The sequence below is a fragment of the Shewanella indica genome (assembly GCF_033842865.1).
Taxonomy (GTDB): domain Bacteria; phylum Pseudomonadota; class Gammaproteobacteria; order Enterobacterales; family Shewanellaceae; genus Shewanella; species Shewanella indica.
On sequence record NZ_JAWXXR010000001.1, the window covers coordinates 470,117 to 489,606 of the forward strand.

Annotated in this window: 17 protein-coding genes; 6 read left to right on the plus strand and 11 right to left on the minus strand. The window is 53.2% G+C overall.

All coding sequences use genetic code 11. The features are described 5' to 3' along the window. Position 1 precedes the first annotated feature (1 nt). From SIL79_RS02220 to mpl, 5 genes are all read right to left on the minus strand, one after another. A complete protein-coding gene (locus SIL79_RS02220) occupies positions 2 to 772 on the minus strand; it encodes an ABC transporter permease (RefSeq protein ID WP_071475780.1) in 771 nt (256 codons plus the stop codon). Next, the gene (locus SIL79_RS02225) at positions 769 to 1,707 is read right to left on the minus strand and encodes an ABC transporter ATP-binding protein (protein WP_039033093.1); all 939 of its coding nucleotides are present in this window, start codon (positions 1,705 to 1,707) and stop codon (positions 769 to 771) included. The genes SIL79_RS02220 and SIL79_RS02225 overlap by 4 nt, the downstream gene beginning before the upstream one ends. A 126-nt stretch (positions 1,708 to 1,833) precedes the next feature. After that, positions 1,834 to 2,364 (minus strand): hypoxanthine phosphoribosyltransferase, encoded by a 531-nt coding sequence (gene hpt / locus SIL79_RS02230; RefSeq protein WP_039033092.1) that lies wholly within the window; start codon positions 2,362 to 2,364, stop codon positions 1,834 to 1,836. Between the two features lie 7 nt (positions 2,365 to 2,371). Continuing rightward, the gene (locus tag SIL79_RS02235) at positions 2,372 to 3,013 is read right to left on the minus strand and encodes a flavin prenyltransferase UbiX (RefSeq protein ID WP_025010042.1); all 642 of its coding nucleotides are present in this window, start codon (positions 3,011 to 3,013) and stop codon (positions 2,372 to 2,374) included. Continuing rightward, positions 3,010 to 4,392: a UDP-N-acetylmuramate:L-alanyl-gamma-D-glutamyl-meso-diaminopimelate ligase gene (gene mpl / locus SIL79_RS02240; protein ID WP_144361585.1), complete on the minus strand. Its 1,383-nt coding sequence runs from the start codon at positions 4,390 to 4,392 to the stop codon at positions 3,010 to 3,012. Before mpl ends, SIL79_RS02235 begins: the two co-directional genes overlap by 4 nt. A 253-nt stretch (positions 4,393 to 4,645) precedes the next feature. Between mpl and SIL79_RS02245 the strand changes: the two genes are divergently transcribed. Next, positions 4,646 to 7,720, plus strand: coding sequence for a DUF2339 domain-containing protein (locus SIL79_RS02245; RefSeq protein WP_319618937.1), 3,075 nt, complete (start codon positions 4,646 to 4,648; stop codon positions 7,718 to 7,720). 87 nt (positions 7,721 to 7,807) lie between these two features. Then, positions 7,808 to 8,269, plus strand: a complete 462-nt coding sequence (locus tag SIL79_RS02250; RefSeq protein WP_101095477.1) for a DUF1090 domain-containing protein — start codon at positions 7,808 to 7,810, stop codon at positions 8,267 to 8,269. A 38-nt stretch (positions 8,270 to 8,307) separates the two neighbouring features. On the opposite strand, the gene SIL79_RS02255 is transcribed toward SIL79_RS02250, so the two are convergent. From SIL79_RS02255 to SIL79_RS02275, 5 genes are all read right to left on the minus strand, one after another. Next, positions 8,308 to 9,585, minus strand: coding sequence for an O-acetylhomoserine aminocarboxypropyltransferase/cysteine synthase family protein (locus SIL79_RS02255; RefSeq protein WP_101095478.1), 1,278 nt, complete (start codon positions 9,583 to 9,585; stop codon positions 8,308 to 8,310). Between the two features lie 132 nt (positions 9,586 to 9,717). Further along, positions 9,718 to 10,332, minus strand: a complete 615-nt coding sequence (locus SIL79_RS02260) for a disulfide bond formation protein B (RefSeq protein WP_039033087.1) — start codon at positions 10,330 to 10,332, stop codon at positions 9,718 to 9,720. Between the two features lie 10 nt (positions 10,333 to 10,342). Further along, positions 10,343 to 10,957 carry a thiol:disulfide interchange protein DsbA/DsbL gene (locus SIL79_RS02265; protein ID WP_226684395.1) on the minus strand — a complete coding sequence of 205 codons (615 nt, stop codon included), beginning with the start codon at positions 10,955 to 10,957 and terminating at the stop codon, positions 10,343 to 10,345. Positions 10,958 to 11,005: 48 nt separating this feature from the next. Continuing rightward, a complete protein-coding gene (locus SIL79_RS02270; protein ID WP_319618938.1) occupies positions 11,006 to 12,766 on the minus strand; it encodes an aryl-sulfate sulfotransferase in 1,761 nt (586 codons plus the stop codon). A 15-nt stretch (positions 12,767 to 12,781) separates the two neighbouring features. Further along, positions 12,782 to 13,522, minus strand: coding sequence for a nucleoside-specific channel-forming Tsx family protein (locus SIL79_RS02275; RefSeq protein WP_071475774.1), 741 nt, complete (start codon positions 13,520 to 13,522; stop codon positions 12,782 to 12,784). Positions 13,523 to 13,753: 231 nt separating this feature from the next. Here SIL79_RS02275 and SIL79_RS02280 point away from each other — a divergent pair, with 231 nt between their 5' ends. The 4 genes from SIL79_RS02280 (at position 13,754) to SIL79_RS02295 (ending at position 17,581) form a co-directional block, all read left to right on the plus strand. Further along, entirely contained in the window at positions 13,754 to 14,464 is a 711-nt protein-coding gene (locus SIL79_RS02280; protein ID WP_039033084.1) for a TetR/AcrR family transcriptional regulator, read from the plus strand. Between the two features lie 232 nt (positions 14,465 to 14,696). Then, positions 14,697 to 16,034, plus strand: coding sequence for a Na+/H+ antiporter NhaC family protein (locus tag SIL79_RS02285; protein WP_039033083.1), 1,338 nt, complete (start codon positions 14,697 to 14,699; stop codon positions 16,032 to 16,034). 99 nt (positions 16,035 to 16,133) lie between these two features. Then, on the plus strand, positions 16,134 to 16,808 hold the full coding sequence (locus tag SIL79_RS02290; protein WP_052247930.1) for a hypothetical protein: 675 nt from the start codon (positions 16,134 to 16,136) through the stop codon (positions 16,806 to 16,808). Between the two features lie 59 nt (positions 16,809 to 16,867). Then, positions 16,868 to 17,581, plus strand: a complete 714-nt coding sequence (locus tag SIL79_RS02295) for an RNA pseudouridine synthase (RefSeq protein ID WP_039033186.1) — start codon at positions 16,868 to 16,870, stop codon at positions 17,579 to 17,581. 275 nt (positions 17,582 to 17,856) lie between these two features. On the opposite strand, the gene SIL79_RS02300 is transcribed toward SIL79_RS02295, so the two are convergent. Beyond that, the gene (locus SIL79_RS02300) at positions 17,857 to 19,467 is read right to left on the minus strand and encodes a hypothetical protein (RefSeq protein ID WP_260852993.1); all 1,611 of its coding nucleotides are present in this window, start codon (positions 19,465 to 19,467) and stop codon (positions 17,857 to 17,859) included. Positions 19,468 to 19,490 lie beyond the last annotated feature (23 nt).

Consider the following 19,490-nt stretch of genomic DNA (forward strand, 5'->3'; position numbering starts at 1 on the left):
ATCAGCTGCGCAGCCCTATCCCACGAGAGATCAGATAATAGGCCAGCAACCACAGACCCGCACAGAACCCCAGCATCACCCCAATGGACAGCGGCACGCTCATATCGGCAAATCCCAGGAAACCATAGCGGAACACGTTGATCATATACACCACAGGGTTCAGCGCCGATACGCCACGCCAAAAGTCAGGCAACAGCGACAGCGAGTAAAACACCCCGCCAAGATAGGTCAGCGGCGTCAACACAAAGGTGGGGATGATGCTGATGTCGTCGAAGCTCTTGGCAAACACGGCATTGATAAGGCCGCCAAGGGCAAACAGCACTGAGGTCAGAAACACTGTGACTATCACCAATCCCAAGTGCTGCACACTGAGATCGACAAAGAACATGGCTACCAGGGTCACTATCAGGCCCACCAACAGTCCACGGGCGACACCGCCACCGACATAGCCGGCTATCATCACATAATGAGGCACAGGCGCCACTATCAGCTCTTCCAGGTTACGCTGGAACTTGGCGCTGAAAAAGGAAGATGCCACATTGGAGTAGGAGTTGGTGATCACCGACATCATGATAAGGCCCGGGGCGATAAACTCCATATAGGACACCCCGCCCATCTCACCGATGCGACTGCCCACCAGATTACCGAAGATCAGGAAATACAGTGTCATGGTGATCGCCGGCGGTACCAGCGTCTGTATCCAAATGCGGGTAAAACGGGTAATTTCCTTGATTAAAATACTCTTGAAGGCAACCAGATACAGACCTCTCATGCCTGGCCTCCTTGGGCATTTTCAACCAGTTTCACAAACAACTCCTCCAATCGATTGGCCTTGTTACGCATGGATAGCACTTCAATCCCCTGCTCGCTCAGTAAACCGAAGACGGCGTTCAGGCTGTGGGACTTCACCAAGTCCACTTCCAGAGTCATTGGATCGGTAAGCCTGACGCTAATATCGCCAAGCTTGGGTACCTCAACAAGCGGCTGCTTGATATCCAACACAAAGGTTTCCATATCCAGTTTCGACAGCAGGGACTTCATACTGGTGCACTCCACCAGCACGCCCTTATCGATAATGCCTATGTTGCGGCAGAGCATTTCTGCTTCTTCCAGATAGTGGGTCGTCAGTATGATGGTGACGCCTTCAGCGTTGATTTTTTTGAGAAACTCCCACATGGAGCGCCGCAGTTCTATATCCACCCCTGCGGTAGGCTCATCGAGGATCAAAAGCTTGGGCTCGTGCATCAAGGCCCTGGCTATCATCAAACGCCGCTTCATGCCGCCGGAAAGCTGCCGGGATTGGCTGTTGCGCTTGTCCCAGAGATCCAGTTGCCTGAGATATTTCTCGGCCCGCTTATGGGCCTCGGCTCTGGGCACACCGTAATAACCGGCCTGGTTAACCACGATTTGCAGTACTGTCTCAAACTGGTTGAAGTTGAATTCCTGCGGCACCAGGCCAATACACAATTTGGCCTGCTCCAGCTCTTTATCCAGATCATGGCCAAAGACCCGCACACTGCCGCCACTTTTGTGCACCAGCGAACTTATGATACCGATAGTGGTGGACTTACCGGCACCGTTTGGGCCGAGCAAGGCAAAAAAGTCACCCTGAGCCACTTTCAGGCTGATCCCTTTGACGGCTTCGACACCGCCCTTATAGGTCTTCTTAAGATTGTCCAGCTCCAACGCCAGAGCTTTGGTCGTCATAGATGTTTCTCCTAAAGAGCCTCCAATACCTGGGGTATCGGCAGCGGCCCGGGACGCAAAAAGCAAGACTCCCGCCGTGGCGGGAGTCTGTCTTACTATATAAACAAAGCCGACATCACAGCTTGCTTACTCCTGCGGGATCACCTTGGCGATATAAGGCAGGTTGCGATACTGCTCGGCGTAGTCGATACCGTAACCGACCACAAATTCATCAGGAATAGTAAAACCGACAAAGTCTACCGGTACATCGACTTCACGGCGATCCGGCTTATCCAGCAGAGTACAGAGCGTCAGGCTCTTTGGCTCACGCAGCAGCAGCATTTCGCGTACCTTGTTGAGCGTGTTGCCCGAGTCAATCAGATCTTCGACGATCAACACATCACGATCGGCGATTTCCGACTGAACATCTTTGAGTATCTTCACGTCTCTGGTGCTGGTCATGGCATTGCCATAGCTGGAAACAGACATAAAGTCGATCTCTACATGGCCCTTAATCCGACGGCAGAGATCGGCCATAAAGACCACTGAGCCCTTGAGCAGGCCGACCATCAGCAATTTGTCGGCATTGGCATAATGCGCATTGATGCGCTCGGCTAATTCATCCAGTTTCTGGTTGATCTCTTCTGCCGAGATCATCACTTCGGTGGTGTGTTTCATATCACTCTCAATTGTCGATCTCACTGTCTTTGGGTTTGTCATAACCCCAGCGATCCGTTAATGCATGTTCGACACCCAGATGATCCAGGATCCGGGCGACCATGAAGTCTATCAGATCTTCAATGGATTTGGGATGGTGATAAAAGCCGGGTGCGGCCGGCATTATGATGGCGCCCAGTTGGCTGAGTTTCAACATATGTTCAAGATGAATGGCGTTGAAAGGTGTCTCTCTGGGTACCAACAACAGCTGACCGCGCTCCTTGAGCACTACATCGGCGGCCCGCTCCAGCAAGCTGTTGCTCATACCAGTGGCCACCGCAGCCAGGGTGCCGGTTGAGCAGGGACAGATCACCATCTGCTTTGGCGCCGCCGAGCCAGACGCCGGTGGAGAGAACCACTCATCCTTGCCGAGCACTCTCAGTTCACCGCCTTCGGGAAACAGTTTTCTGAGCTGCTCTGTGGCCTTGTCCGGTGCGCTGCTGAGTTTGAGCCCATGTTCCGTTGCCAACACCACCCGAGCGGCGCTGGACACCATCAGAAAAACCCGAAACTCGGCCTTGAGCAAGCACTCCAGCAGCCTCAGCCCATAGGGCGCCCCGGAGGCGCCGGTCCAGGCGAGGCTGATACTCTTAATCTGCTGATATTTCACGCTTTGACCTCGCCACTTCTGGCTTTAAGGGCCTGGAGCAACTTTTGATGCAAGCCGCCAAAGCCACCATTGCTCATGATCAGCACGGTATCGCCGGGCTTGGCTTCACCACTGACCTTGGCCACTATCTCATCTATGTCGTGCAAAACCTGTACCGGCAGCGGTGCCGCCTGCATGGCCGCGGCAATATCCCAATCGATATTATCCGCCTGATACAACACGGCTTCATCGGCCAGGGCCATGGAGTTGGCCAGTGTGTCTTTATGCACCCCTTGCTTCATGGTGTTGGAGCGAGGCTCAAGCACGACAGTGATTTTGCCCTGGCCTACCTTGGCGCGCATTCCCTGAAGAGTTGTGGCGATTGCCGTTGGGTGATGGGCAAAGTCGTCATAAACGCTGACCCCTTCTACGCTGCCCAGTAACTCGAGACGACGCTTGGGCGGGGTAAAGTCTGCCAGCGCCTTGAGCGCATCTACCGGCAAGACTCCAACATGACGCGCCGCGGCTATCGCCATGGTGGCGTTGTCTATGTTATGACGCCCAATCAGGCCCCAGCTCAAAATGCCCTGGGATTCACCGCGGAAAAATAGCTCAAATTCGTGACCATCGTCTGCCAGCATTCTGGCACTCCAGTCACCCTGGCCCGCTTCATGGCTCAAGGTTTCCTGTTCACTCCAGCAGCCCTTGGCTATCACGCCGGCAACCGCCTGGCTGTCTTGCGGCCAGATCACCCGGCCATCCCCAGGCAGGATTCTGAGCAGATGGTGAAACTGCTTCTGTATCGCCTTGAGATCGTCGAAGATGTCGGCATGGTCGAACTCCAGGTTGTTGATCACCAGGGTTCTTGGCTGGTAATGCACAAACTTGGAGCGCTTGTCGAAGAAAGCGCTGTCATATTCGTCGGCCTCGACCACAAAGAAAGGCGACTCGCCCAACCTGGCCGAAATACCGAAATTCTGCGGCACTCCACCAATCAAAAAGCCAGCTTGATAGCCGCAGGCTTCGAGGATCCAGGCCAACATGCTGGCGGTTGAGGTTTTGCCATGGGTACCGGAAACGGCCAATACCCAACGTTCGGGCAATATATGGTCATGCAGAAACTGCGGGCCCGAGGTGTATTTCAGGCCGCGATTGAGTACGGCTTCCACACAGGGGTTGCCGCGGCTCATGGCATTGCCTATCACCACGAGATCCGGCTCGGGATCCAGCTGTGAAGGATCAAACCCCTGAATAAGGTCTATTCCCTGCTGCTCAAGCTGGGTGCTCATGGGAGGGTATACATTGGCATCGGAGCCGGTGACCTTATGTCCCATGGCGCGGGCCAGCAGTGCCAAGCCCCCCATAAAAGTGCCACAGATCCCCAGAATATGTACGTGCATTAAGGCCATCCTTCTGCAGTGAGTCCGCTCGCCCCACGTTGGGCGAGTTTGCATGCCGCTCATTGTACCTATGCCACCGGCAAGACGCGAGAGGCCTCTGCCTGCTGTTCAGCTTTCTCTCATCTTCCGCTAAGCAATGTGATTAATAGATAAAGGAATTTTCCAAAATCTGAGCCGAACGCTGGTCAGGACAGGGCCGCGCGTTTAAAATGCCCGCAGCCTACGCAAATGCGATTAGCATCAGGAAAGCAGCATGCAGTTAACGGAAGAACTCCAACATCTCAGGCGCGAGCTTGAAGATCTCAAACTCAAAGAGACGAACCTGGAAATCAGGACAGATATCCGCCTCGACGCGATAGAACAAAGAATCGAGGCGCTGTTTGCGGCCGTCAATCAGCTTGCCGAAGAGCAAGCTCAGCCTTTGGTCGCCAAGGTTGCCGAGCCGTCTGCAATGCCTGAACAAAATGAACCTCAGGCCGAGCCAAAAGCTGCCGACTTGTCTTTCGAGTCACAGGCTCAGCGCCAGGACGCCTGGCAGCGCAGGGCCGATATTCAGCCTATCGAGCACACCAAACCAACAACAGCTGAAATAGCCGCAACACCAATTGCAGCCAAAGCGCAAACCGCCGCCCCAAAAGTATCCCCCCAAACACAAGAGGGTCGAGGGCAGCAGACTCCCAACTGGGGGCGTAAGTTTGATCAGGCTGTGGCCGCTTTTTTTGCCGCTATGCTGAGCCCGCTTTTGGGACTCTTCGCACAAGCCAAAGATTTTTATCAGCACTATCAAGCCAAAGGTCAGGGGCCGGTATTTATGATGACCCTGGCCGGGATCATCGCCATGACCCTGGGCTTTGGTTATCTGCTGCAGTATTCCATGAACCACTGGCTGTCGGATACCGGAAAGGCCTTGACCGGCTTTGTCTGCGCCAATGGCATTCTGGCCTTGGGGGCCTTTATCCGCAAACGGCAACGAGCAATGGCCGATTTCGGCTCGGGTCTAGTGGGCCTTGGGCTGATTATCAACTATCTGTGCGCCTATTTTGTCGGTCCCTACTTCGAGCTGGTACCGGATGGCGTCAGCTATCTGCTGCTGTTGCTTATCACTGTAGCCGGTTACAGTCTGGCGCTGAAACTGGAAGCCAGAGTCATCAGCATAGTCGCCTTGCTGGGTGGCTCCCTGGCACCACTGATGCTGCTTTCCGGCAGTCAGGCGCCTTTGATGTATCTCCCCTTCCTGCTGCTGATTGGCGGCTGCTCTTTACTCTTGAGTCACAAGATACGTTGGCCTGTGCTGCTGGAAACGACAGCCATACTGCACATAGCCTGTATCGAGAGCCTGAGTTTCTTTGTCGAGCTGCCGCTGCAAGGGCAAGGGATAATGGGAGTTCTGGCGCTCATCTCCCTGCATGGCCTCTTTTATGGCTATGGACTTGGCAGCCTTTGGCTGTTTGGCCGGGAAGGTCTCAGCCACAGGCTGCTGGCTCTGCCGGCGGCCTTGCTGGCCTTTTTGGTCTATAGCCTGAGCCAGTTCAGCCCCCACGCCGGCGAGCTGCTGCTGGCCAACGCCGCCGTGCTTATCGGCCTGTCGCTCTGGCTTAAACAAGACAAACAGCTGCAGACGCTATTATGGCTGGCGACCGGTGCCTGTCTCGGTTTTGCCGCGCTCAGCCTGCTCAGTGGTGAGCTGCTGGGGCTGGTGTTACTGCTCGAAGCCTTGCTGTTGATGTGGCTAGGTTGCCGTGAGCAGCAAGCCTCGCTGCGAATCGAGGCCATCACCCTGCTGGCTCTGGGACTGGTCATCAACCTGTTGGCCCTTGGTGATATGCTCAATGAAGCGCCGGTGCTCTTGTCACTGCCGCTGCTGGCTTGGGGGCTAAGCACGCTTAGCTTGTTTGGCTTTAACCAACTGCTGGGCAAACAGCCCGAGCTCAGCCGCTGGGAGCAACAACTGCTGCAACTGGGACGCGAGCTTGCCAACGTGCTGCTGGTGTCTTTAGCCCTGGTTAGCGCCTGGCTGATAAGTGAAAACTACTTCCTGGTGATAATTCCCGGATTGAGTCTGACCTTGCTGCTACTCGCGCGCAGGCAACAACTCAGGGTCAGCGAGGCCTTGGCCTGGGCCTTGTTGTTACCGCTGGCGGCTCAGGTCATCTTCGCCGTTGTGGATGTGCATAGCCTGAGTTTCCGCGCTCAGCCGCTGTATGCGCAAATCGCCAGGGTAGAGCTGTTCCTCTGTCTGTTACTGGCCTGGTATGCATACCGGCGCTTCCATCCCAAGGGCGAACTTAGGCGTTTGGCCTGGTACGCTCGCCTGGCCTGCCTGGTGCTATTGCCACTGCTGTGGCTGCCCAAAATCGCCCTTCGCTTTGAAGATTGGCTAGCCCCGGCCTTGTGGTTATCCTGCTTTGTCAGCTTAGTATTGGCCCGCAAGTTCAGGCAGCCGATACTGAAACGCGAAGCGGATGTGCTGCTGGTGCTGGCTATAGCCCAAACTGCTGTTGCCTGCCTGGCAGGACAATGGCCCGGGCTTATCGCACTGCTGCTGGGCAGTCTCTATTCCGGTCTGCTGCTGTGGCGCTATCCATTCTTGCCAAGGCTCTGGCAAGGCCCCTGCCGACTCGGCTGGCAGTTGTCACCCTTCTATGGCGCCCTGCTGCTGGCAGTGGTGAGTCACAGCCTGGAGGTCTTGTTCAGCCACACTCTGGCACTGAGCAGTGTGGTGCTGAGCGGCTACTTCTTTATCCTGCTCAGCCGCAAACCGCTCAAGGCCCTGCGCCCGGGTTACCCCTTTGCCTTTGCCAGCTTCTTTATCGCCTTGCTGCTGCCCTGGATTACCTGGCTCGACAGCCTGCAGTCGTTGCAGCTCGATGCCCTGACCCGGCCCTCTGAACCTTGGCTGATGGCGCTGGCACAAGCTTGCAACCTGGCCTTGCTGGCGCTGTTTATCCGTAAACGGCCATTGGCCATGAGACGCTATCGTCAGCAGTTGCCGACCAATATGGTGTTTATCGCCTGGCATGCCCTGTTGCTGCTGGCCTATCTGCCTCTGGCCTACCAGATGCCAACCGGATTCGATGCCACCTTAAGCACAGTGCTCATGGTGTCCCACGGCTGCTGGCTGATGTTCCTCAGCCTGCGTCCCGGCTGCCAGATTATGCTCAAACTGGCCGCAGGTCTGTTTGCCATCAGTTGCCTCAAGGTATTGCTGCTGGATATGGCCGCCGCCGATCTGCTGCAAAAGATCATCGTCTTTATGCTGATTGGCGCCTTGCTGCTCGGGGTGGCTTACTTCTACCAGAAATCCAGAGCCCGGCTGCTGTCACAATAAACCAACTCAAAGGCGCCTGCGGGCGCCTTTGGGAATAAGTCTGACTGAAGTTTTGCTAACGACCTTTTACTCCATTCTTGGTAATTTATGAAACTGACCCAAATAACCCTATTTTCCCTGGCTCTGTTTTCGCTCCCCGCCCTAGCCGGTGGTCATTGCGCCAAAAAAGAAGCCGCAATCGAAAAGCAGCTCTCTGATGCCAAAGAGCATAACAACAGCCACAGAATACGGGGACTGGAAACGGCGCTGGCCGAAGTCCGTGCCCACTGCACTGAGGCCGGTGAAATCCAAAAGCAGCAAGATTCACGCGATGAATTGGCAAACAAGATCCGTGACAAGCAGAATGAGATTCGCGAGTTAGGTGAAGAACTGGCCGAAGAACGCGCCAAACTGAACGCCGATATCGCCGAGGCCGAGCGCAAGGGCAAAGTCGATAAGGTCACCAAATATCAACGAGAACTGGCCGAGGAAGAGGCTAAAACAGCCGCTAAAATCAGCGCTAAAGAAGCTGAAATACGTGGATTGAAATCCGAGATGGACGCCAGATAAGTATTAGCCCCGCTTGGCGGGGCTTATTGATGACATCATCAAGCCTGGGACGCTTCCAGCGCCTGGGCCACATCGCTGATGATGTCGTCTATATGCTCAATTCCCACAGAGATCCGGATTAGATCTTCACTCACCCCTGCACGAGCCAACTCCTCGGCGTTGAGCTGCCTGTGGGTCGTGGTGGCAGGATGACAGGCCAGTGACTTGGCATCGCCTATATTCACCAGACGCAGGATCATCTGCAGCGCATCGATAAAGCGCCCACCGGCCTCTTTGCCCCCCTTGATACCAAAGCTAATAATGCCGGACGCCTTACCCGAGGTGATTTTGTCGCAATTGGCCTTATAAGGGCTGTCTGCCAGGGCGCCATAATTGACCCAGTTCACCAGCGGATGGGACTGCAGGTAACTTGCCAGCGCTTCGGCATTACTGCAGTGGCGCTCCATCCTCAGGCTCAAGGTCTCCAGCCCCTGCAACAGTAAAAAGGCGCTGTGTGGTGATAAAGCCGCGCCGGTATTACGCAGCGGCACCACCCGGCAACGGCCGATATAGGCCGCCGCGCCGAAGGCTTCGGTATACACCACCCCATGGTAGGAAGGGTCCGGCTGATTGAGCACCGCAAATCTGTGTTTATTGGCAACCCAGTCAAACTTGCCCGAATCGATGATCACCCCGCCCACTGTGGTGCCGTGGCCACCGACATACTTGGTCAGCGAGTGGACAACAATATCGGCGCCATGTTCGAAGGGGCGGCACAGCACAGGGGTCGCCACTGTGTTATCCACCACCAAGGGCACACCATGTTTGTGGGCAATTTCTGCCAGACGCGCGATATCGACAATATTGCCGGCGGGGTTGCCTATGGATTCACAAAACACCGCCTTGGTGCGCTCATCAATAAGCGACTCCAGGGTATCGAAGTCATCGAACGAGGCCATGCGCACCTCTACCCCCTGGCGCGGCAGAGTGTGAGCGAACAGGTTATAGGTGCCGCCGTAGAGCTGGCTGCTGCTGACTATGTTGTCGCCCACTTCCGTCAGCGCCTGCAGCGCATAAGTGATGGCCGCCATTCCCGAGGCCAGCGCCAGCGCGCCAATGCCACCTTCAATGGCCGCCATTCTGGCTTCGAGCACGGCGTTGGTGGGGTTCATGATGCGACTGTAAATATTGCCGGGCACCTTGAGGTCAAACAGATCGGCGCCGTGTTGAGTATCGTCGAAAGTATAGGACGTCGTCTGATAGATGGGCACCGCCGCCGACTTGGTGGTGGCTTCCGATTCATAACCATGGTGCAACGCCAGGGATTCCAGTTTCATCTCGCGCTCCTTGATGACAGATAATGCTGACTGAATGAGTGAGCAATCAAATTAACAGATAGACGTCCAGATGTCCAAATAAAAAGAAACCACCCCTGAGGGTGGTTCTTGCCAGGCGCGATTAGCTGTCTGTTATGGCTTGGCCTTGAAGCTCGCCAGCCAACCCACTATTGCGCCGCCAAGGCCGATGGCAAACACTGAGTAGGCTATGATGCAATAGTGCGCCATATTCATGCCAAACAGTGACCAGTCATCTTCACCGCAGCCGCCGGTAGGAGCGAACTCAAATGGCAGCCACTTATCCAGCGGCAAGCCCAGAGGGAAGTGCGGCTCGGTGGAGCAGGCTGAACCTGCCGCCGAACCTGCCTCGGCAAAGAAGTCCATCGATTCATCTACTACCAGGTGCGCGGCGTCGTGGATATTCATCAGTTGAATCGACCAGGCCATTCCCTGGATCACGCCGTAGAGGGCCAGGGCAACACCCAAGGCCTTGAGCACATGGTTCTTCGGATTGATCAAAATGATGGCACCGGCCAGTACTATGCAGCATTGGCTGAAGCGTATGTAGACACACAGCTCGCAGGGGTCCATCTCCAGAAACACTTGAAAATAGCCCATAGCGGAAGCGAGCAAAAATACCGCTGCGCCCAGCATTATGCTCCAGAGTATTCGCCCCTGTTGCCAGCGGGCCAGAGTGGGAACGGGTGCCTGGGTAAACTCCCGAAACAGCATACTCAATTTATTCATCCGTTACTCCTTACTTGGCGGCCAGTTCGGCCACCAATTCATCGAGCATCTGCATGCTGCGAATAGACTTGGTGTTGATCAAGTACTTGCCATTGACCACCAGTGCCGGGATCCCCTGGATCTTGGCGACTTCCACGCCTCTGTCCCATTTGCTCAAGAGTTGTTGCACCTCAGGGCTATTCTTGGCCGCTTCAAAACCGGCGCGATCCAGGCCTGCGGCCTTGAGGCCAAAGTCGATGACTTCATCGGCGGAGGCAAAGCGGGCCTTGTCGTCATGATACTTCTTGTACAGTGCCATCTTGACTGTCTTGAAAGCCTGCTCGGATTGGGTTTGGGCATAAGCCAGCACCAGGGCTTTCTCCATGCCGAATGGCGGCTTGGTGGTGATGTGATAATCATCGAAGGTCACCCCCTTGGGCAGATTTTTCACCATGCCGGGGATCACTGCCTTGTCGTACTTGTAGCAGAAGGGGCAGTTGACCGAATACACCTTCACCACTTGATTGGGAGCATCAAAGCTGGCGGCCCCCAACAGTTGATAGTGTTCGCCTTCATTATATTTGGCAGCGGAAACAGAGCAGGACAACAACAGGGCACTCAGTGCCAACAGACTTTTCTTCATCATGATACGGACTCCAAACAGGCGGCAGCCCGGCTGCCGCCACAACAACAATTAACGATTGAACATGCTTTCAGGGTGAACCACGGTAGAGCGATAGCCAGGCTCATGTTTCATCAGGGTCTTCACCTTAATTTCAACCTTGACCTCGTTGGTCTTGGGATCCACTTCGGTGATCCAATGCTCGGGAGCCTTATCCCCTTCCAGCAATCCGGCAGAAGCCGAGGCCATAAACATAGTCTTGTGATCCGCTTGCCACTCTGTAATGGAAGTGATTGGGCTATACCACTCGTACCCCCGCTCTTTGCCGTACTCCCAGGTCTGCTGCACCGTCATCTTGCCCATGTTGACTTTGTACTCGACGCCACGGGAATACTTCATGGTCGGCAGCGCAGGTTGTTCCAGACCGCGGCCATCGCCGTTGTCAAACACTGTGACTGTGCCCCTGTCCGGTACCGGCCAAGCCGTGTGCTGAGTCCAGGTCCAGTCAAAGCTGCCTTCGCAACCCTTGGCGTCACACTTGAGTGCCCTACCTTTGGCATCCACGGGTTTCAGTACCTTGGCGGCCAGTTCTCCTTTCCAACCTTCGGGAGTACCGAGGATCCACTTGACCTTATTATCACGGCCAACCTTGATCACCGCAGACTGGTGGCGCGAGCTAACAATGATGCTGTCATCGGCCGGGTCATAACCTATGGAGTTGATATGCAACCAGTTGCGGCCGGTTCCGACCCCGGCAACATCGCCGTAGGGTTCGCTGGCCAGCTCTTCGGTGGTTTTGGTTTCACCGGCCTTGGAGACATCCACGTTCAGGCAAACTGCCCCCATATCCAATGACTTAAGCACAGTGTCACGCATAGGGTCGAGTATCTTGTTGAAGTCCCAAACCTTAACGACATCACCGTTCTGATCCACTTCAATCACATGGTCGCGCACTGTGTCGACCTTGAGGCCATCCGGCGTGACATAATCACGCTTGCCCACCCTCAACAGCAGGTGACCATTGGGCATTTCGGTGATCTCATGGGAGAAGCCATTAAAGCCCCGTGGAAGTTCGCGCTTGAAGATAGGCTTGCCGATAAAGTCATACTTGGCGTAGTAAGGCACCTGGAACCCTTGATGCAGTTCAAACATCAAACCCTGACCAAAGATCAGCTTGCCATCACGGGTCTGCTTGAAGGACATGGAGCCGCCCGGACGGTCATAGATAACATCGCTGTTCAGATGCCAACGCACATCGCCATTGGTATCTATGATGTTCTGGGTCGGGATCCAGTCCCAGTGGTCACGGATATTGGGTGGTATCACCTGCCCATCAACCAGATAGAATCTATTTTCAAAGCCTTTGGCGACTTTGACCGGCTCATACTCGTACTGGGTGCGGGCATTGCCGTCAATATGCAGGTGAGGCAGTGCGCTGGTGCGGATCTTGTATTCCTCGGTCACTGACTTACCGGCCAGTTTGTAGCTGACCTCAACCCGGTTCAGATAATCGGGATAGAGGCCAAATACCGGAATACCACTGTGGGTGTTGAGCTGAGTCAATCCCACAGGGTACTGAATATCAATCCCTTTCTTTCCCTTGCCTTTTACTGTGACCTTGACGTCACTGATGGACTTGCCACCGAGATCGATCACCGCCACCAAAGGGCTGAACTTGTAAGGATCTACATAGACAAATCCCAACTGCCCCTGAGGTATGGCACTGGAACTGGTACCCGGCAGATCGCCGCCGGCAATCACCTGGGTTGAGAAACCCGTTAATGTCAGACTGGATGCCGCCAACATTAAGTAACACAGTCTCTTCATTTTCATCTTGTCACCTTCCAATTAAAGTTGATATTGCAGGGAATAAAAAATAGCGTCGTGATATCCTTGTTTTCCTAAGTTATTTTCCGCATACCGATAACTCAGGATAAAACTCAGATTTTTGCTAAAAGACCAATTAACAGATAAAGCTCCATTAAAACCAAAATCTTTTCCATCACCAGATAAAATCAAATAATCATCTTCGCGATTAAAAAAGTGTTCTTGCCACCAGGTCAACTTAAAGTCTTGCTTAAATAGATTTAGCTTATGGCTTGCCAGAAAATAAACATACCCACCGTTGAAACCACCTTCAAAGTTAGCGTCAAAGCTCTTATAAGTGGCATCGACAAAATGTCCTGCCAGGGCAACTTGTAGATAAGTATCGTCATAACTTTTGTCCCAGCTCAGTCCCAACATGGTGTTGGTTTCGCCCCAACTGGGTTTACTCTTGTCAAACACTTGGCCATAGAGATTCCAATCTGTCTCCCCTAAGTTAATCTGACCTATCACATTAATCTCTGTGCCGTAGTAGGCTCCATCATCCGGGTCTTCCCACTTTACATGGCCATAAATATCCCCATACTCATTACCAACGGCACCTTTCAGAGTGATAAATGGGTTATTGTCTTTGGCCTCGCCAAAATAATCCGATGCTTTGGATTGCCAATCCATCATCCCGGCTTCAACAGCCAGCATAGCCGCCTGACAGTGGCCACCAAGGCAGGCAGAGATAATTAAGGGGTATAACAATTTCGTGTTCATATTCAATCCTTCCTTCCCGACTCAAGTTAATTATTTACAGAAGCAGAATTGAATAGGTGAACTAAATCACATGAAAATGTTTATTTTGTTTTTTTGTTAAAAGGTTTAATAAGGATCATCAAAAAATAAAATTTTATTTTTTGATGAGCGAGATCACAAAGAGCTAATTAACACTCAAAAACTTTTATTCTCCAACTTATAATAAACCAACACTTTCTTGAGTATTTTAAAATGGATAAGCCCGAGCATAACCGTATACGGGAAGCTATTTTGGATTTGGCAGAGTCTGTTATTGCCAAAGAAGGATTATTGTCACTGAAAGTATCAGACATCACCAAAGGATTGGGCATATCCACGACTCTGTTCTACAGCATCTTCAAGACCAAGGAAGATATTCTGGTGGCTCTCACCTGTCGCGCCTTTGACCAGGTACTTGGGCTTCGTTGGTGGCTCAATCTGGAGGGTTACTCAGGATTAGAGAAATTTATCGCCTATATTCTCAATGAGATCCAATTTACCGAGACCTACTGCCTACGCAGTTCCATCTCCACCATCTCCTGCAACAGGTTGATCTTCAACAAGGCCAGTGCCACTTATCTGCGTAACCTAAATCGACTGGCCATGGATTATTGGGAAACCCCGCTCCAACTTCTGGCTCAAGCAAAAGAGCAGCAGGAGATCTTGGCCAGTGATGTGCAGATCCAGCAGTTTTGCCATCTGTTATGCACCTATCTGAGAGGTCGAGAGTTGGTGGGGAATACCTATGCCGGTAAGGAGTACAGCCTGGATGTCAGGTTTGATAATGCTCGGCTACTCACTCAACTGCTCAAAGAGTTATGCCCAGGCAAAAGACTTAATCCCCAAACCCTTGCCAGAGCGCAGCAACTACGCCGCGAATTACCCCGCTACAGAGAATTACGCCAACAACAGCTAAACACTTGAGTGAACCAAAGGCCTTGGGTAATTCCACAAGCGACCGGGATTTAAGCTGCACAGTGCACAAAACCAACATAGAAGTAAAAACATCTAGACGTCTAAATTGACAGACGACTGGCTATCCCCTATTCTTTCGCCTAATTTGTCAGGAGATGATGCCGTTAAGACAATGCAATTCAGCGAGTTTGGCTGCTACGGAGGGAATCCCCGGCCAAACGTGATTTACAGAGAGTAGATTTTGACCCAGAACAACACTTCTCCAGCCGTTAAAGCTCCGGCCTCATTTGTGGCGCTGCTGCCACTATTTCTGTTTCTGGCGCTGTTTATCGGTGCCGGGGTCTATTTCCAAAGCCAAGGGGTAGATTTTGCCTTCTATCAGTTGCCAAGTCCGATAGCGATATTACCGGCGATTGTACTGGCCATTTTGCTGTCCAAGCAAAAGCTCAACCAGACCATGAACACCTTTATGGCGGGGATAGGCCACAACAACATCATCGCCATGTGCCTCATCTACCTGTTAGCCGGTGCTTTTGCCGCCGTAGCCAGTGCCACTGGAGGGGTCGATGCCACAGTTGCCCTGGGGCTTAAACTGATCCCGGCCAATCTGTTGCTGCCCGGTTTTTTCATTATCGCCGCCTTTATCGCCACCGCCATGGGCACCTCCATGGGCACGATTGCCGCTGTAGCCCCTATCGCACTCGGGGTTGCCGATCAGGCAGGGATTGAACTACCACTGATGGCCGGCTCTGTGATGTCCGGCGCCCTGTTTGGTGACAACCTGTCTATTATCTCGGATACCACTATTGCCGCCACCCGCACTCAGGGCTGCGAAATGAGAGACAAGTTCCGCGAAAACCTGATCTTTGCCATTCCGGCGGCGATCGTGACCCTGCTGCTATTCGGTTTCCTATCTTCCGGTCAAGCCGAACTGCCACCGCAGGAGGTCGACTTTGTTAAGGTGTTGCCTTACTTGAGTATTCTGGTGCTGGCCGTCGCCGGGTTAAACGTATTTGTGGTACTGGCCATCGGCATTTTGCTGGCCGGGACCACGGGATTTCTCACTCAGGACTATTCGTTGCTGACCTTCGGCCAAGACATCTATAAAGGCTTTGGCAATATGCAGGAGATTTTTATCCTCTCCATGCTGGTTGGTGGTTTGGCAGCCCTGATGCAGCAGCAAGGTGGTCTGAGCTTTGTCAGCCAACAGATTGAAAAACTGATCGCCCGTTTCTCCCGCGCCAAAGGCGAAGCCTCATGTCGCGCCGCCGAACTGGGTATGGCCGGGATTGTCGCCCTGACCAACTCCTGTGTGGCCAACAATACCGTCTCTATTGTGGTCAGTGGTGATATCGCCAAAGACCTGGCCGCCAAACATGGCGTGGCCCCCAAACGCGCCGCCAGTGTTCTGGATATTTTCGCCTGTATTATTCAGGGACTTATTCCCTACGGTGCCCAGGCCTTGCTGATAGCTTCCCACTTCAAGATCTCTCCGCTGGAAGCGGTTGCCAACACTTGGTACTGTATGATCCTGGCATTGGTCGCTGTAGTGATTGTGATACTGCGCCCCCGCAGTTAAACTAACAAATACAAAAACCAAACCGGTCCCTGCGACCGGTTTTTTGTCGCTGCCGTTTGGCAAGCATTATTGAATACTGATATTCAAACGAGCCACTGCATGCCCCCTTACGAGCAATATCACAAACAAGATCCGCAGCGCCTGGCATTTATGATGTCTCTGGTAGGCGTTAGCATAGCGGCACTGGGTATGATTTCCTCCTTTTGGGCCGCTTATGACAGTATGGGCAGTGCTATTTTCAACATGCGCATGGACAGACTGGGTGACTATTTAAGCTCGCCACTGGCCTATGTCTACAACATCTCGCTACTGCTCGGCGGTGCTTGCTTCACCTTGGCCATGGGAGGCCTCTGGTGGCAAAAGCACAGCGCGGCGGCCAACTTACTGTCAAGGTCGGGGATAGCTGTGGGGGTGGGGATAGCGGCGCTTGGTGTGTTTCCCTATAATGAACTCTTTGCTCACCAGTTGGCGGCCATCTTCTTTATTGCCAATACCTTGGTGATGTTTACTCTTTGCTGCTACTGCTTTGTTTCCCATCGAGCACTGTGTAACCTGCCGCTGTGCCTGTTTAGCCTGCTGGGAATAGTATCCGGTATTGGCTTGTTATCTCAGTTGCAATGGCCATCGATGAATTATGCCTCTTGCCCGGCGCAAACCCTCTGCCTTTCGGTATGGTTTATGTGGTTGCACTCCATTGCCACTGTGTTTGCCGGCCTCAGCCTATCGGCCACGGTTTATCGGCTGTGGCACTGGTCGCAGCCGACAAACGACTGATGTAACCCTGGCAATAAAGGCCTGCAATGACCCACGCAAGAGCATCTCAACAAGCCACAATCCGCCTCGCTCACTATCTGGCGCAAACCGGCCTATGTTCAAGGCGCGAAGCCGCCAGGCGCATCGAAGCCGGAGAGATTTTTCTGGGTGACAAACTCGCTAAACACACAGACAGAGTCACCCTCGCCACCGGGCAGCGCCATTGCCTCGAAAAGCTGTTTTATCTGGGCGAGCCCGTCGCCGCCCCGGCAGCTTACACTTATCTGCTATTCAATAAACCCGTCGGCATAGATTGCCGCCTAATCAAGGATGACCCGAGCAGCCTATTGCATCTATTGCCTCAGGATAAACGCCTGTATCCGGCCGGAAGACTGGATAAAGACTCCCGCGGCCTGTTGCTGCTCAGCAACGACGGCGAGCTGACCCAGCAACTGATGCATCCGGATTTTTGCCACAGCAAACACTACCGGGTCACTCTGGAGCGAGCATTTACTGACGCGTTTATCCATGCCTTGAGAGCGCCTATGGATTACGGTTATGGCCAGGTGCGGGCATCACAAGTCACACCGATTTCGGCAAACAGTTTTGAAATTATTCTGACTCAGGGCAAGAAGCGGCAAATTCGCCGTATGTGTCGGCATTTGGGCTACAGAGTCACAGACCTCTGCCGTACCCGGATAATGGAGTTAACACTTGACCAGCTCGCCGAAGGGGAAGTTAGGGAGCTCAGCCATGCACAAATCGCTGCGCTTAAAGATGCAGTACAACCTTGACTAAACAGCTGTGTATTTTTTACGACTCTAAATTATTGGCAAAACCAAGCGCTTGGTTAACTGTATCAACCCAACACAATATTGTTTGTGGCAACACTCACTCCTCATACTCTCTCAGACAAATCAGCTCTCACCCTCGTTGATAGAGGACATTTATAGTGGCCCGTTGTCGCCCCTTGGTTGAACGCGCCATAGGCGGCGTATTGGTCAGCCTGGGGCTGGGATTGGCCTTTTCCTCTGTGGGACGTTTCTGAGCAGTTTCTCCGTTAAGGCCGTCAGGGTTGACTGCCTTCACCGTTTTTAGGCTCGCTTGCCCGGGAAGTGGCGACTTTATCATCCTTCCCGCCGCCGGGTTGCAACTCAGACAGAAGATCGGCAGCCTGCGTCACGGCAGCCAGATTCGCCTGATGCTCTTCTTCCTCCACAGTCTTGGATTCGACGCGATCTTCCTTACTGCGCCTGAACTCGCCATTGGCCTTGACCTCGGAATCATAGGGCAGATCCTCAATTCCCGGCAGTGAATCAGGAATATCGCTGGGGCTGACATCCACTATCTGTGAGCGGTTCATGGTGATCTTGTATCTGGCATAGCGCGGCGCCTGCTTGCCCTCTTTGAGTACGGCGACCAGATTTATCTGATAACGCCGCTCCACCGACTCGTTAGTTATCCTGCCATCGGTTTCGCTGTAAATTTTGGCCTTACCCCGTTCCAGATAGCGGGCAAAGGGCACTAAGCTGAACACCACCTGCTCCTGCAATGTGTTATAACCGGAGAGAAACTCGGTATCTGCCACCTTGGTTTGAATGCCGTAGTGAAGAATTTCAGCGTCGACCTTATTTTGGCTATGGCGCCGCCGGAGGATCTCTTTGACATCATCAGGGAGATCCCGACTACGCATAAACTCAAGCCAAATCAGCTGCTTGGCAATAAACTTCTGGTTGGTTGTATCCCTCAATATCCGACTCCAACGGGGGCGTCCCCGTTGGATATAGCGCCACAAAGCATTGCGGACATCATCTTTAAAGATCTCCCGCGCGCCGTAAATCAGCGCTAACACCAACACCAATACCAGAGTCACGCCGCTGAATATCCCCTGAGCCTTGATGATCAAGGCTGATACCACCAGCATCACCAGCGCGGTAGCCAACCCTGTGGTTAACTTTTTAAGCCCAGTGTTCAGAGGTTTAATCTCCTCTTTGAGCACCACCCCTTGCTGAATAAGCCGCCTGAGCAGCAACATCTTGTTGGCAATACGATTGGGATCTTGCAGGGTTTGCGCCGAGTTATAGAGTCGCTCGGCCCGATAGTGATTTTCTACCCGGCAGAGGGTGATCACCTTATCCGACACATGGCTAAAGTCACTGTTTCTGGGACCATGGGCCAACAGCTTCAACAACTGCTGTTCACAAAACCAGGATAAGTAGTTATCGGCATTCTCAAAATAGTGTTTCCATCTGGCATCGGCCGGTTCGTTACGGCGAAACTTCTTCAGCAAAATCGCTGTCTGCTCGGTTAACTCCTCCAGCAAAGGATAGAAGTTTTCCGGCTCGGATTGCCGCGAAATCTCTTTGGCATCGTTCTCCATCGCCACCACAAACTGGTAGGCAAACAGGTTCAGATAGAGGCGAAACTCTTCGACGGTACGCTTCTTCTGGCTTACAAACCTGGATTGTACCAGGGGCAGATGCAGACCATCCGAGTAGTAAGAACGCCGTCCGAGAATGGCGCTGAAGTAGTATTCCTCTTCATTCAGGCTCTGCGGCCCTATGCCCATCTCCTTGGGCAGGGAAAAGTAGAGATCCAGCTTGCGCTGCTCCCCAACACCCATCAGATGACTGAATTTGATGGATAGATTTTCTTCCTGCTTGATACGTAGTTTGGACACAATAATGGAAAACTATCAATGAA